General features: G+C 40.9%; 9 protein-coding genes. All 9 read left to right on the plus strand.

Annotated features, from left to right (window positions below; genetic code table 11):
* Positions 1 to 52 precede the first annotated feature (52 nt).
* Positions 53 to 2,404, plus strand: a complete 2,352-nt coding sequence (locus MR041_RS02070) for a PSD1 and planctomycete cytochrome C domain-containing protein (protein ID WP_242091921.1) — start codon at positions 53 to 55, stop codon at positions 2,402 to 2,404.
* A 3-nt stretch (positions 2,405 to 2,407) separates the two neighbouring features.
* Positions 2,408 to 3,868, plus strand: coding sequence for a DUF1501 domain-containing protein (locus MR041_RS02075; RefSeq protein ID WP_242091922.1), 1,461 nt, complete (start codon positions 2,408 to 2,410; stop codon positions 3,866 to 3,868).
* A 1-nt stretch (position 3,869) separates the two neighbouring features.
* Complete coding sequence (locus MR041_RS02080; RefSeq protein WP_242091923.1) at positions 3,870 to 4,913, plus strand: NHL repeat-containing protein; 1,044 nt, start codon at positions 3,870 to 3,872, stop codon at positions 4,911 to 4,913.
* Positions 4,910 to 5,713: a chitobiase/beta-hexosaminidase C-terminal domain-containing protein gene (locus MR041_RS02085; protein WP_242091924.1), complete on the plus strand. Its 804-nt coding sequence runs from the start codon at positions 4,910 to 4,912 to the stop codon at positions 5,711 to 5,713. Before MR041_RS02080 ends, MR041_RS02085 begins: the two co-directional genes overlap by 4 nt.
* A 9-nt stretch (positions 5,714 to 5,722) precedes the next feature.
* Positions 5,723 to 7,837 carry a c-type cytochrome domain-containing protein gene (locus tag MR041_RS02090; RefSeq protein ID WP_242091925.1) on the plus strand — a complete coding sequence of 705 codons (2,115 nt, stop codon included), beginning with the start codon at positions 5,723 to 5,725 and terminating at the stop codon, positions 7,835 to 7,837.
* Positions 7,838 to 7,855: 18 nt separating this feature from the next.
* Positions 7,856 to 10,159, plus strand: coding sequence for a GH92 family glycosyl hydrolase (locus tag MR041_RS02095; RefSeq protein ID WP_242091926.1), 2,304 nt, complete (start codon positions 7,856 to 7,858; stop codon positions 10,157 to 10,159).
* A gap of 65 nt (positions 10,160 to 10,224) precedes the next feature.
* Entirely contained in the window at positions 10,225 to 11,868 is a 1,644-nt protein-coding gene (locus MR041_RS02100; RefSeq protein ID WP_242091927.1) for a DUF4091 domain-containing protein, read from the plus strand.
* Between the two features lie 13 nt (positions 11,869 to 11,881).
* On the plus strand, positions 11,882 to 13,378 hold the full coding sequence (locus tag MR041_RS02105) for an alpha-L-fucosidase (RefSeq protein ID WP_242091928.1): 1,497 nt from the start codon (positions 11,882 to 11,884) through the stop codon (positions 13,376 to 13,378).
* A gap of 30 nt (positions 13,379 to 13,408) precedes the next feature.
* Entirely contained in the window at positions 13,409 to 15,856 is a 2,448-nt protein-coding gene (locus tag MR041_RS02110) for a hypothetical protein (RefSeq protein ID WP_242091929.1), read from the plus strand.
* Positions 15,857 to 15,871: the final 15 nt, after the last annotated feature.

Consider the following 15,871-nt stretch of genomic DNA (forward strand, 5'->3'; position numbering starts at 1 on the left):
AACGAAATTGATATTTTTTTTAAATTATTCTACTAATTAACAACGTATTACAATGTTCAAATTCAAAGACATAAAATCATTAAAATTGGCATTGTATTTTATTTTACCATTTGTACTTGTATTACTGCTAAAATATAACTACAGTAAAAAAGAAGGTGGTTATTTAGCTGTGAGTCATGGGACCTCAGCATCAAGTTCATCTCAAGCCAATGTAAAACTACCAGAAACCATAGATTATATATTTCATGTAAAACCGATACTCTCCGACCGCTGTTATTTATGTCACGGACCAGATGAAGGAACCCGTGAAGCAGGATTGAGATTGGATACAAAAGAAGGAGCATATGCAGCTATTGGTGAACATTTAGACAGATATGCTATTGTCCCCGGAGATATTGAAGCGAGTAGATTGGTATATAAAATCAATACTCAGGACCCGGAACAGGTCATGCCTCCTCCGAGCTCTAATTTGAGTCTTTCCGAATATGAGAAACAAATCTTAACGAAATGGATAGAGCAAGGCGCTGTTTGGAAAGATCATTGGTCCTTTATACCCCCTGCAAAAAAAGACCTGCCTAATGTGTCAGACACCAATTGGCCCAGCAACGGCATAGACTATTTCATATTAAAGAAATTAGAGGAACAGGGATTGCAACCCTCGGAAAAAGCATCGAAAGAAAAATTAATTCGAAAAGTCTATTTCGATATTACCGGTCTGCCTCCTACCTTAAAAGATATCGATGCATTCCTTTCCGACCCCGATGAAAATGCCTATGAAAAAGTAGTCGACAAATTACTTGGGTCGAAAGCCTACGGCGAAAGAATGGCATCCAACTGGTTGGATATTGCCCGATATGCTGACACCCATGGTTATCAGGACGATTTAGAACGCATTATGTGGCCATGGCGAGATTGGGTAATTCACGCTTTTAACAAAAATTTACCTTATGATGAATTTATTCGATGGCAGTTAGCAGGTGATTTATTGCCCAATGCGACATTGGAACAAATTGTCGCCAGTGGATTCAATCGTAACCATAAGATCACTCAGGAGGGTGGTGTTATTGATGAAGAATATCGCGTGGAGTATGTCGTAGACCGAACTATTACCACATCGACGGCAATTCTGGGCTTAACCATGGAATGTGCCAGATGCCATGATCATAAGTATGACCCGATTTCTCAAAAAGAATTTTACAGTATGTACGGCTTCTTCAACAAGGTAAACGAGAAAGGGCGGATTGAATACGGCGAAATCCCGGAGCCTAATGTGCTTATTACAGATAAGGAAATTGATGAACACCTAAGGTTTATCAACAAGCCGGATTCCATTCCTGACATCAAGCTCATGGTTATGGAGGATGGCGCTCCCGATCGACAAACTTATATATTAAAACGAGGGCAATACGATGCCCCCACTGAAGAAGTCGATCTTGGAACTCCCGAGACTATTCTGCCATTTTCAGAAGCCTTCCCTAAAAATAGATTAGGTCTGGTCCAATGGCTTTTCGATGAAGACAATCCGTTAACCGCTCGAGTGGCAGTGAACAGGTTATGGCAGCAGATATTTGGTATTGGCATTGTTTCTACAGTAGACGACTTCGGTAATCAAGGGGCTTTACCCACACATCCTGAATTATTAGATTGGCTGGCCGTTACGTTTAGAGAAAATGGCTGGGATATGAAGCAGATGATTAAAATGATGGTCATGTCAAGTACCTATCAACAAAGTTCCAAGGCGAGCCCGAAACTTTTGGAAATAGATCCGGATAACCTCCTCCTGGCCAGAAGTTCGAGAAACAGATTAACAGCTGAAATGGTTCGTGACAATGCCTTAAGAATAAGTGGCCTTTTAGTAATTAAAATTGGAGGTCCGAGCGTCAAGCCCTATCAGCCGGAAGGTCTTTGGGCAGAAACAACATCGGGTCAGGGCCTTACAAAATATATTATGGATTCGGGCGAAAGCCAATACAGACGAAGTTTATATACCTTTTGGAAACGTACCGTACCTCCCCCGGCCATGATTACTTTTGATGCCGCCACCAGGGATATGTGTTCCGTTAAACGACAAAAAACAAGCACGCCCCTTCAAGCTTTGGTCATGTTAAATGACCCCCAACTTATTGAAGCATCCGAGCACCTGGCGCAGGACGTACTCAATGAGGAATCGTATGATGATGAAGAGCGTATAAAAACAATATTTAGGAAAATTACCTCCAGATTTCCCGATCAGGATGAAACCATGACCTTATTGGAATATTTAGAATCTTCGAAGGAAAATTACAGTAATTCCACTGAGGCATCTTCGAATCCTGATAATGAACTCAAGGATAAAGAACTCTATGCCCTCACGACGCTAACCAGTTTGATTTTTAACCTAGACGAAGCAATTGTAAAAGGATAAACCATGGAAGAACTCAATAAGCATTTCATTAATAATAACCGAAGGCATTTTTTAAAAAAACTAGGTTTTGGCATTGGAGGTTTAGCCGCAGCTTCTTTGTTAGATCCCTTTTCTAGTTTATCGGGTCAGGAACAATTAAATCATGCTACCGGATTAAACTTACCTCATTTTGCGCCAAAGGCCAAACGCATCATTTATCTATTTCAAAGTGGCGGTCCATCGCAGTTGGAACTGTTCGACTATAAGCCCTTACTTGATAAAATGAGAGGGCAGGATCTTCCTGATTCTGTGCGACAAGGGCAACGACTCACTGGAATGACTTCAGGGCAAGAACGCTTTCCATTGGTAGGCAGCAATTTTAAATTCAATCAATATGGTGAATCGCGTGCCTGGGTAAGCGACTTGATGCCATACACCGCTAAAATTGTCGATGAGCTGTGTTTCATTAAATCGATGCATACCGAAGCCATTAACCACGATCCTGCCATTACATTTTTTCAAACGGGTTCGCAACAAACGGGTAGACCCAGTATGGGTTCCTGGTTCAGTTATGGACTGGGCAGTTTAAATGAAAATTTACCGGCATTTACTGTCCTGTTATCCAGAGGGACCGGACGTCCGTTTTCACAACCTTTATATTCTCGTCTATGGGGCAACGGATTTTTAAGTTCCTTACATCAGGGGGTTCAATTTAGATCCGGCAAAGATCCGGTGTTATATCTGAAAGACCCTGAAGGCATGACGCGTGCGGAACGTAGAAAAATGCTGGATTACATCAGCGAACTCAACTATAAGCAAGAGGAGGAATTTGGCGATCCTGAAATTAACAGTAGAATTGCACAGTACGAAATGGCCTATCGCATGCAAACCTCGGTTCCGGAAACTATGAATATTGACGATGAACCGGAACATATTATTAAATTGTACGGGGCTAATGCTTCAACACCGGGAACATACGCAGCCAATTGTTTACTCGCAAGGCGATTGATTGAAAAAGACGTAAGGTTTGTACAGCTTTACCATATGGGTTGGGATCAACATTTTGATTTACCCTCTCAAATAGAACGACAGGCAAAAGATATCGATCAGGCTACAGCGGCGCTGATATTGGATTTGAAACAAAGAGGTTTACTGGAGGATACGCTCGTGGTATGGGGTGGTGAATTTGGCAGGACCAATTATAGTCAGGGTACTTTAACCGAAACCAGTTACGGGCGGGACCATCATCCAAAATGTTTCACCATGTTCATGGCCGGAGGAGGTGTAAAACCCGGATTTACTTACGGTGAAACTGATGATTTCGGCTATAATATTGTTAAAGATCCTATGCACGTTCATGATCTACAAGCGACTATTATGCACCAAATGGGTATTGATCATACCAGGTTCACATACAAACATCAAGGTAGACGATTCCGATTAACAGACGTTTCCGGTCATGTCGTTAAAGATATTTTAGTCTAGGATGAATCGAAAAACTTTCCTTAAACAATCATCCTGTGCTTCACTGGGGATTCTTTTATCTCCATTATACAGCAACGCTTTCTCATTTTCCGATAAGAAGGATGTTATTATCGGGCATGGTACCCATCGCTACAAAGTCGATATGAACTGGGGAAATCTGGACCCTACAAGAACACCTGTAAAAGATTGCCATGAAATGGTCCAGGATTCAAAAGGACGTATTGTCTTGTTAACCAATCACACTAAAAACAATATTATTATTTATGATAAGTCGGGTAAATTATTAGAAACCTGGGGGACCGGGTTCCCTGGTGGCCATGGATTGACCCTCTGCAAAGAGAATGGTGAAGACTTTTTGTTAATTACAGATTATGAAAGGCACCAGATTATCAAAACCACGATTGACGGCAAGATTGTTTTTGAATTGGATTACCCGAAGGACACCGGTAAATATGATCGTAAGGAAGATTTTAAACCAACTGAAACAACAGTGTTGGAGAACGGCGATTTTTATGTTGCAGACGGGTATGGTAATCAATACATAACCCATTACAATCACAAGGGTGAACTTTTGAATATTTTCGGTGGACGCGGTACCGGAGATTCACAATTCTTGAATGCCCATGGTATTTGTTATGACAATCGGGATAAAGACAACCCTTCTCTTTTAATTACAGCACGGGAAATGAATATCCTTAAGCGTTTCAGTCTGGACGGGGACTATCTTTCTTCCGTTCCTGTTCCCGGCGCCCTGATCTGCAGACCTGTCGTGCATAAAAACCATATTTATTTTGCCGTATTGAAATCCAAAAATGCGCCTAATAGCGATTCTGGATTTCTTCTGATAATGAATCATAAAAACCAGGTGGTCTCTTGCCCCGGTGCAACCGCACCAACCTACCAGGACCAAAATCTTGAGGAACTCTATCAAACGATTCGGCTTTTTCAACACCCCCATGACGTTTGTATAGATGACGATGAAAATGTATATGTTGCGCAATGGAATTCAGGACAAACCTACCCCATTAAATTAATAAGAACATGAAGCTAAAAGTTATCCTATCCCTTTTGGCGATACTCTTATTCAACTGTGAAAAAAAATCTGAAAACGTATTTTTACAACCAGGTGATATTCGCATTGCTCAACCGAGATTGGAAGCGACCAACCAATTTATTGATTCGTCAACTTATCTTACTGCAAGTTTAAAATTAGAAGGAACGAAAATATATTATACTTCCAATGGGGCCGTACCTACTCAAAAGGACCAGGAATATACGGAACCTATTCAGGTGAAGACACCAGGTGTATACAAGTTTAAAGCCATTCATCCCGATTGGAAAGAAAGTGATATTTCAGAAATTGTGTTTTATGAAAAGGGGATTCCGATAGATAGTATCATTTGGAAAAGCAATCCACATCAACGTTATAGCGGCACCGGGAAATTCACCTTGAGCAACAATAAAAAAGGGTCGTTAAATTTTCAGGACTCGCAATGGTTGGGTTTCGATACCATTGCCAGGGCATCACTATATCTGGACCATCCTGAATTTGTTAATTCATTAACCATTGGCTATTTGAGCGATCCCGGATCCTGGATATTTCCACCGGAAAGTGTAACGGTACAATCCACTTCAGATGGTATAATTTACAAGGATAAAACCGTTGTGCTCACACCTCTGGAAAAAGGATCTCCGGCAACGTTGAAAACAATACAGGTTCCCATTGAAGATGTCATTAATGAATTGCATGTAGAAGTTAAAAATGTTTCATCTATTCCACAATGGCATGAAGGCAATGGCACCAAGGCCTGGATTTTTATGGACGAGTGGGTTCTAAACAAATAACGGTATTCTATGAAATTCTTAAGTACAAAAAATAGTCTTTTAATTGTCCTATTGTTTACGGTCGTTCTCGTTGCCTTCGTAGAGCCATCGCGATTTATCTTATTCCTGGGACGCTTTCACCCGGTCATTCTGCACCTCCCTATAGGTGCGTTAATCCTAACACTGTTTATAGATATTGTTGGGCGAATAAAAAGCAACTATCCAACACAGGTTGTACAATACGCCTTAGGGTTTTCGACATTTTTTGCCATACTGGCCTGTATACTGGGCTATTTTCTCTCGTTTGAAGGGGGTTATGACGAAAACACTTTGAATAATCACTTGTGGTTGGGCGTCATCTCTACCGTTTTAATTACGGGTCTCCTTTTATTGAGCCGATCGAAAAGTAAAGTCGGGTCTAAACTGTTTTTACCCTTTTTCATTCTCACCTTTATTGGCATTACCGTAACGGGACATTATGGAAGTATTCTAACCCACGGTAGCGAATTTTTGACCCAATATGCAAAGGCGCCTCCAAAAATAAAACCGATCACCCAAATTGACAGCCTGAGAATTTATGACAATGTGATCGCCAATATACTTGACGAAAAATGTGTGCAATGCCATAATACGACAAAAAGAAAAGGCGAATTGGCTTTAAACGCTCCCGTCCATATTTTAGAAGGAGGAGAACATGGTGAAGTCATCTTAAGAGGAGATGCACAAAACAGTCCACTCTATAAAAGCATCAATTTACCGCTATCAGATGATTACCACATGCCTCCAGAAGGGAAACCACAACTAACCAATGACGAAAAGTGGCTTATCGCCTACTGGATAAACAACAATGCCGATTTTAATACTAAAATGGCCGGTCTACCCCGGAACGATACCTTGAATAAAAAGCTGGAAAAATATCTCGTTTTCCAAGATCCTGAAATCGATGCAGCCTCATTGAGCGTGATCAATAAAGTTAGAGCTGCAGGCTTTTCTGTGTTTGAATTGGTTCCTGAGCAACCCGAATTAAGTGTTAAATATGAAAACGCTGAAATAACAGATGATGCCCTTAAAGTATTAGAAAAATTGAGTGATCAAGTTGTAGAATTAGACCTAAGCCATACCAGTTTAACTGATGATATGACCGCACGTTTGAAAGCCTTTAAACATCTGAAAAAGTTATACATCAACAACACTAAAATTACCGATGGTACACTTGAGAATCTGTATAACTCAAAATTTCTAAATGTTCTAAATGTCTATGGCACCGGGATAACAAATACGGGATTAGATGCCCTTTTACAACACATCGTCCCCAAACGTATTTATGTTTGGCAAACTGAGGTTGACAATGAGGCCATTGCCGCTTTGGAGTCCGAATATCAGACCGATATCCTCTCCGGAGTCGACGACGATTTTGTTGAAATGACGAACTTAGAACCCCCTGCTTTTAGTTCTGATAAAAACTTGTTTGTCGATACCATGTCGGTGAGGTTGATCTCAAAAATTAAAAATATAAAAACCTATTACACCGTCGATGGCACTGAACCGGATTCGACATCCTTATTGTATAAGGACAGTATATTTTTAAACCGCCCGCTACACCTAAAAGTTAAAGCGTATAAAGAAGGCTGGTTACCCAGTGAAACTATAGAAAAACATTACTTTAGAGTAAAACAGGAAGTAGCGAACTACACCTTGGTTAATCTACCAGACGACAGGTATCCGGGAAGTGACAAACTATTCGACTTAAAAGAAGGCTCTTCGCGGTTCAGGGATGGAAATTGGATTGGTTTTTCGGGAGATAACGTTGATGCCACCATCGATTTGGAGTCCATTACATCAATTGACAAAATTTCAGTAAATTGTTTGGAAGATGTCGGTAGCTGGATTCTATTTCCAAAAAAACTCAGTGTCTATTCCTCCCTGGATAAAGATTCGGGATTTAAAAAAATGGGTGAGTTGAAAATTAACAGAAAGGGGCGTTACGGTAATGGGACTGAAATAAAAAAGTATACTGTCGATATTCCGGATACAGAAGCCAGGTATCTAAGAGTTGTTGTAGAGAACTATAAAACACTCCCCAGTTGGCATGAGGGTGCCGGCACCGATGCCTGGTTGTTTATTGATGAAATCCTTATCCAGTAATTAAAAAAATGATTAACGATGTTAAAATCTCTTAGTGTAAGTCTATTAGTTATTCTCAGTCTCTTTTCATGTGTAAATAAGGAAACTGAAAAAACGTCCAGTATATCTTATTTGGACTACGTCAACCCACTAATGGGGACCGATTCCGAATTTAGCTTATCAAACGGAAATACATACCCTGCCATAGCAACACCCTGGGCCATGAATTTCTGGACACCTCAGACGGCCAAAATGGGTGACGGCTGGACCTATAAATACGACGACCAGACCATAAGAGGGATTAAACAAACCCATCAACCGAGTCCGTGGATAAACGATTATGCGGCTTTTTCGCTTATGGCAGTGACCGGCAAAATGAAATTTCAGGAAGACGATCGTGCCTCTTACTTTTCTCATAAGGCAGAACATGTAAAACCACATCATTACAGTGTCTATTTGGCAGACTACGATGTCACTGCCGAGGTATCCTCGACCGCGCGTGCGGCTCATTTTAAATTTACTTTTCCCGAAGCCGATTCATCCTACATTATGCTCGATGCTTTTTTTAAAGGATCTATGGTAGAAATCATTCCGGAGGAGAGAAAAATTATAGGCTACTGCAGAAATAACAGCGGCGGGGTCCCGGATAATTTTCACAACTACTTTGTGGCACAATTCGATAAAGATTTTGAAGTTACCCACACCTGGGAAGACAACTGGACGCTCAATGAGCATACTACCAAAAGCAGCGGACAACATGTGGGAGCCATTGTGGGGTTTAAAACAGAAAAAGGAGAAGCAATCCATGTAAAAGTAGCTTCATCATTTATAAGTCCGGAGCAGGCAGAACTAAACCTGACTACTGAAATAGGAAACGACAGCTTCGAGCAGACCATGGCTAAATCACAATCGGCCTGGGAAAAAGAACTTGGTAGAATTAAAATTGAGGATGATAATATCGATCATATAAGAACCTTTTACTCCTGTCTTTATCGCGTGCTCTTATTTCCCAGAAAATTTTATGAATACGATAAAAATGGAAATATCGTGCACTACAGTCCTTACAATGGTGCAGTTTTACCAGGCTACATGTTTACGGATAACGGCTTTTGGGATACCTTTAGAGCGGTTTTTCCCTTTTTTAATTTAATGTATCCCGAATTGAATGCCCAAATTATGGAAGGTCTGGCCAACACCTATAAGGAATCCGGCTGGTTACCGGAATGGGCAAGTCCGGGACATCGGGATTGTATGATTGGTTCTAATTCGGCACCCATAATTGCAGATGCCTATTTGAAGGGTAATGTTAAGGACAAGGATGTTGATATATTACTGGAAGCCATTTTGAAAAACGCACAGGTTGAAGCCGGTCGCCCAGTAAATTCCGTGGGACGTGAAGGCTTAGAATACTACAATACCCTTGGTTATGTTCCCTATAATGTAGGCATAAAAGAGAATGCCGCCAGAACATTAGAATACGCTTATGCCGATTTCACCATAGCGAAAATGGCAGAGAAATTGGGTAAAAATGATTTGGCAGAATCCTTTTACAGGAAATCAAAAAACTATACCTACCTATTCGATGCTTCGAACAATCTCATGCGCGGAAAGAATGAAGATGGACAATTCCAGGAACCTTTCAATCCATTGAAATGGGGTGATGCCTTTACTGAGGGTAACAGTTTACACTATACCTGGTCGGTATTTCACGACGTACACGGGCTTATCGATTTAATGGGCGGAAAGGCAAACTTCATTTCAAAATTGGACGAGGTATTCAGTATGCCACCGGATTTCGATAATTCCTACTATGGGTTCACGATACACGAAATACGCGAAATGCAAATAGCCAATATGGGCAATTACGCCCATGGGAACCAACCCATACAACACATGATCTATTTGTATAATTATGCGAATGCCTCCTACAAAGCACAGGAGAAAATCCGTGAAGTATTAACCAAATTATACAGTGCTGCTCCCGATGGCTATTGCGGTGATGAAGATAATGGACAAACCTCTGCCTGGTACGTCTTTAGCGCACTGGGTTTTTATCCGGTAACACCAGGAGTCGATCAGTATGTTATCGGATCTCCGCTGTTTAAAAAAGCGACATTATCTCTTGAAAACGGGAATACATTCACTATTTCCGCACCGAACAACAGTCCTGAAAACAGGTATATCAGTGCCGTAAGCCTGAATAATCAGCCATGGAATAATAGCTTTGTCGAGTTCGAATCCATTCAAAATGGAGGACATCTGATTTTTGACATGAGTGAAACACCAAACAGGGATTGGGCAAACAAATTAGAAAACACACCCTATTCAATGAGTAAAGAATAAATGTGAATTAAGACCTAATCACGGATAAAGCACACAAAAGAATTCTAAATTATTTGGAAATTTTAATGAAAACCGTTGCTACTGTAATCCTTCTTTTATTCACTCATGGCGCCATGGCCCAATTATGGCTTATCGATCCTCTGGAGGCCATTTATCCGGATAGTAATCCCGTTACGGACAGCTACAGTTCAAGCTTAAAACAGGACGTCCCTCTGGGAGGTATCGCTGAGGTTCATCTACTCATAAAAATTCCCATTGGCGAAACATTTACGGTAGTAGCCTCAAAAGATGGTCATGTGCTGAAAGGTGTTTGGAGTGAGCTGGTAGAAGTTCCCATAGAACAAAATACGGGTCTGGACAGTCGTACCGAGCAATTTTCAAACCAGATTAACCCCTATGTCATTCGAAGAGCCCCGTTTCGGAAATTCGAAGTTATCAGACCATTATCGGATCCTAAGCTAAGCAGTAAAACCATTTTTACGGCCCTGCGTTTAGCTATTCCCATGTCATCAAATTTGACTAAAGGCAATCATAAAATCGATATTCTGGTAAATTCAAATACAATGCATCTTAACGGTACCTTAAAAGTTAAAGTGCATTCTGCTGTACTTCCAGCACTTGATAAAAGTCAATTTTTCTATACCAATTGGTTTAATTTAAGACAAATGGAAGAACAGCATGATCTGATCCGGTGGTCCGAATCGTGGTTTGCCATGTTAAAAAAATATGCCAAACTCATGGCCCATGGCAGGCAAAATTCCATTACAATTCCTCATGATCTCATTCGATTTGAGGCGGGTACCTTTGTTTTGGAACATGAAAAAATGAAGCGTTATATAGATGTATTCAAAAACGAAGGATTCAAATATTTTGAAGCGCCACACCTCATGTACCGCGGTGATAATGATGATTGGAGTGACCCGGAACTAAAGGTTGTATTCACCAAAAAAGGGTATTTCTCTGAAGAAGGTAAAGCCGATATTGAGGCCCTTATTAGGGTTATTTATGATTTTGTGAAAGCCAATAACCTGGAAAAGCATTGGTTACAGCATATTGCCGATGAACCCACCTCAGCCAATGCGGGCTGCTATCAGCAGGTAGCTCAGCAAATAAAATCATTATTTCCGGAGGTTCAGATCATGGAGGCAACAAATGACAGGGATGGTCTCGTAGGAGCTATCGATATCTGGTGCCCTTTGATTAACGACTTCCAGGAAAATGAATTGTTCTTCAGGGAGCGCGAAAAACATGGTGAAAGGGTATTGGTATATACCTGTTTGGTTCCTGGAGGGAAGTGGTTAAACAGAACCTTGGATATGGAACATTTACGTCAGGTCTACTTTGGCTGGGGTGCGGCATTTTATGATACAGCAGGTTATCTGCATTGGGGATTGAATCAGTATCAGGCCGATCCCTATGTTCAGAGTGTGGTACATCATCCCTCCCCTGCCGCATCAGCGAACAATTTTTTACCGGCGGGAGACACGCATATCATTTATCCCGGGACGCATGGTCCGCTGTCCTCAATTCGTTTTGAGGCGCATCGTCTGGGGTGCGAAGATTACGATGTCCTCCAGCTATTGAAACAAAAAAAGCCCCGAAAACACAATCGATTGGTAGAAAAATTATTTAAAAGTTATACCGATTACAATGTATCGATTCAGGACTATCGAAAGACTAAAAAAAAACTACTGAAATCTATTGAATAACACCATTAAATTTATGACCCTTCCTAAAAACAAAAATGTATACATTGCTATCCTTTCCATATTCATGTGTCAGGCCTTATGGGCACAGGCTGTCTACGAAGATGAACGCTATGTGCCAGAAACAGACACTGTGGTTTTAAAAAAATTGGAACAGTGGCAGGATCTAAAGTTTGGCCTGCTTATGCATTGGGGCACTTACAGTCAATGGGGTATAGTTGAATCCTGGTCCTTAAGCCCTGAAGAATACGGATGGTGTGAACGCAAGATGGGAAGTAATCCTCAGGATTATTTTGCCTATAAAAAGGAGTACGAGGCACTTCAAACTACATTTAACCCAATAAACTTCGATCCGGAAAAATGGGCAATTGCTGCAAAAAATGCAGGAATGAAATATGTGGTCTTTACCACCAAACATCATGATGGTTTCTGTATGTTCGATTCAAAATATACCGATTATAAGATCACATCACCAAATACGCCCTTCTCCTCGCATCCCAAAGCAAATATTGCAAAAGAAATTTTTAATGCCTTTAGAAATAAGGGGCTATGGACCGGAGCTTATTTCTCAAAACCGGATTGGCACGTAAAGAGTTACTGGGATCCCTATTTCCCGCCGAAAGATAGGAATGTTAATTATTCACCTGAGGAAAATCCGGAAAAATGGAATGACTTCGTTAATTTCACACATAACCAAATCATGGAATTAATGACGGACTATGGGAATATGGATATCCTGTGGTTGGACGGCGGTTGGGTGGCCAAAACACCAAAAGCCGAAATCAGTGAATGGTATAAGCACAGGATAAACAATTCGCCCGAAGGTTACCTAAAGCACCGTATTGTCAATCAGGATATAAAAATGGACGAATTGGTGGTGAAGGTTCGTAAAAAACAACCGGGTCTTATTGTAGTAGATCGGGCTGTGCATGGTAAAAACCAGAATTATTTAACCCCCGAGAACCGTGTTCCTGAAAAAACACTGCCCTACCCATGGGAGTCCTGTATCATCTCGGGAGGCGGTTGGTCTTATAGACCAGATGCTACCTATATGAGTGGCAGGGAAGGTATCCATATGCTCATCGACATCGTTGCTAAAGGAGGTAATTTATTGCTCAATATTGCACCTGGTCCTCAGGGTGATTGGCAGCAGGGGGCCTACCACCTTCTCAATGAATTTGCCGATTGGATGGAAATAAATAGCAGCGCCATATACGGAACCAAACCCATTGCACCTTATAGAGAAAACAACATCTGTATGACCCAAAACGAAAAGGGCAATGTGTTTTTGTTATATTTGGCCAAAGACGGGGAAACTAAGATCCCGGCAGAAATTACGCTGACATCCATAAATCCCAAAAAAGGCACCCGAATACGTCTTTTGGGATCAAAACAAAGGTTAAAATGGCTAAAGCAGAAGGAAGGCTTTAAAATAGTAATTCCCCCATCCCTGCAGGACAATCCGAGCTGCAAGTATGCCTGGACCTTTAAAATTGAACAAATTGACCAGTAAACCCACACGCTTAATCATTAAAACACAATCATGGCATTGATCAGGTTCTCAAAATATATCCAAATAAGTCTATTGATAATTTTATGTTCGTGTAACGATCAAACCCTAACATTAACATCTCTAAATGGTGAGCTCAAATTCGAATTTGAGAAAAATGGGGCCTTTAGAGGCATATTAGATCATAAAAGAGGCATTAATTATCTGGACACCTCTGAAGCATCCTATCTCATGTCGATAAGAAAAGACAGTAGCTTCCATTATCCCGAGGCCATGGAAATGCATGACAGCGTGATTACCCTGAAGTATGCTCCGGATATGTCCGTTAAAATTAAATACGCTATCAAGGACGATTATTTCACCTTTGAACTCAAAGAGGTGCATAGTGCAAAACCCCTCGATTTAATAACCTGGGGCCCTTACCCCACCACTATAGGGGATATCATAGGGGAAACCGTAGGAGTGGTGAGTAATGATGAATTTGCCCTGGGTATTCAGTCTTTAAATCTCAAAACTTTAGGAGGTTTTCCGTATCAGGAAAATGACTGTATGCCTGAATTCGATGCCTTTTCCCAGGATGACATCACAAATGTTAATCCCGAAGACCAACCCCATGTGTTATATCGCATTGAAGCAGCCAAACCAACACAAAATGGATCCAGTTTGCAAACCTATTGTCGAAACAGGCACCGAGACAGGATCATTGAGAACCTGGGTCATGACCTTTTTCTGGCCCCTAAATATGATGATGGTGGTGTAATAGGCTCTAAAATTGCATTTTTTGGAGTTAGCTCAGAAAAGGCACTGGAAACTATAGGTGAGATCGAAATAGCTGAAGGCCTGCCCCATCCTGTGAAAGACGGTAAATGGATGAAGCTTTTACCCGAAGCCGCTGCATCATACATTATCATGAATTTCAGTGAAGCCAATATCGATGCTGCGCTAGAAGTCACCCAAAAAGCCGGTTTAAAACATCTCTACCACTACGGTAAAACCTTTGACAGCTGGGGACATTTTAAATTATTTGAAGACCAGTTCCCAAATGGATATGACGGATTGAAAACCTGTGTCGAAAAAGCCAAAAATAAAGGCATCTCATTGGGGATACACACGCTTTCCAATTTCATTACAACCAATGACCCCTATGTAACACCCATACCGGATAAACGATTAGCTGAAGTTGGCCGTTCCATAATAACAGCAGATTTAGACGAACACCAAACAGATATCCCAATTGCTTCCCCTGAGTATTTTAATCAGTTTAAAAACAATAACTTAAAAACGGTTCGCATAAATGACGAACTCATACGCTACGGGTCGGTGAGTCAAGAAGCGCCCTGGATGTTATTGGACTGCCAAAGAGGGGCTTTTAATACTGCCCGTGCCAACCATAAAAAAGGAACTGCCATCTCTAAATTATTAGATCATTCGTACAAGGTTTTTTTATCGAATACCGAATTAACAAAGGAAATTTCAAAAAATATAGCTAATTTATACAACGAAACCGGGTTGAAACAGATTTCATTTGACGGATTGGAAGGAAACAAATCTACAGGTTTGGGCAATTATGGTGAGTCCATGATGCCCTATGTATGGTATGAAAATTTAAAGGAAGAACGAAAAGATGGATTGATAATTGACGCCAGCAGGACCACCCATTTTTTCTGGCACATATACACGCGCATGAACTGGGGAGAACCATGGTATGCCGGTTTTCGCGAAAGTCAAACAGAATATCGGATGAAAAACCAACCTTATTTTAGGAGAAATTTTATGCCTGGTATGTTGGGATGGTTCCAAATGACCTCTGAAATTAGTCTCGAGGATCTGGAATGGATGTTAGCCAGATCTGCTGCATTCGATGCCGGCTATGCCTTTATAACCTCTGAACAGACTTTGAATACACATGGGCAGTCCGACGCCATTCTCAACCTTGTAAAACAATGGGAAGCAGCAAGATTGGGAGGCGCTTTCCCAAAGCACCTTAAAAAGGAAATGGAAGACTTGAACAATGAGTACCATCTTGAAAACAGATCAGAGAACAGCTGGCATCTCTTTCCAACAAACTTTGCCTCATTTAATCATACTCAAAAAGTGAGACAGCCCGGAGAACCATTACACACCACTTATAATTTTGAAAATCCTTATACAGAACAGCCTATTCAAATTACAATCAAACTAGCAGAGGAAACAGTTTGTAAGAATATTGTAGTTGAGTTGGACAATTATAAAAAAATAGAATTCCCGATAACCTTATCCGATAATCAAATCCTGAGGTATGAAGGCGGCGATAAAGCCACGGTATACGACCAACACTGGAATGCGATAAAAACGATCACCATGGAAGATGATGCCATTTTAATTTCCAATGGGAGCCACACGCTAACGGCGGATTGCACCTTCCTGAGTAGTAAGGTATCTGAAATTCATATTGAACTAAAAACTTTTGGAGAACCAACAGTATTGAACACAACAAATTGATAACCAAATAAAATT

The organism is Aestuariivivens sediminicola (genome assembly GCF_022662015.1).
GTDB lineage: Bacteria > Bacteroidota > Bacteroidia > Flavobacteriales > Flavobacteriaceae > Aestuariivivens > Aestuariivivens sediminicola.

Coding starts and splice junctions, on each gene's coding strand:
- MR041_RS02070 (WP_242091921.1), top strand. CDS start 53: ATGTTCAAATTCAAAGACATAAAATCATTAAAATTGGCATTGTATTTT.
- MR041_RS02110 (WP_242091929.1), top strand. CDS start 13,409: ATGGCATTGATCAGGTTCTCAAAATATATCCAAATAAGTCTATTGATA.
- MR041_RS02090 (WP_242091925.1), top strand. CDS start 5,723: ATGAAATTCTTAAGTACAAAAAATAGTCTTTTAATTGTCCTATTGTTT.
- MR041_RS02095 (WP_242091926.1), top strand. CDS start 7,856: ATGTTAAAATCTCTTAGTGTAAGTCTATTAGTTATTCTCAGTCTCTTT.
- MR041_RS02085 (WP_242091924.1), top strand. CDS start 4,910: ATGAAGCTAAAAGTTATCCTATCCCTTTTGGCGATACTCTTATTCAAC.
- MR041_RS02100 (WP_242091927.1), top strand. CDS start 10,225: ATGAAAACCGTTGCTACTGTAATCCTTCTTTTATTCACTCATGGCGCC.
- MR041_RS02105 (WP_242091928.1), top strand. CDS start 11,882: ATGACCCTTCCTAAAAACAAAAATGTATACATTGCTATCCTTTCCATA.
- MR041_RS02080 (WP_242091923.1), top strand. CDS start 3,870: ATGAATCGAAAAACTTTCCTTAAACAATCATCCTGTGCTTCACTGGGG.
- MR041_RS02075 (WP_242091922.1), top strand. CDS start 2,408: ATGGAAGAACTCAATAAGCATTTCATTAATAATAACCGAAGGCATTTT.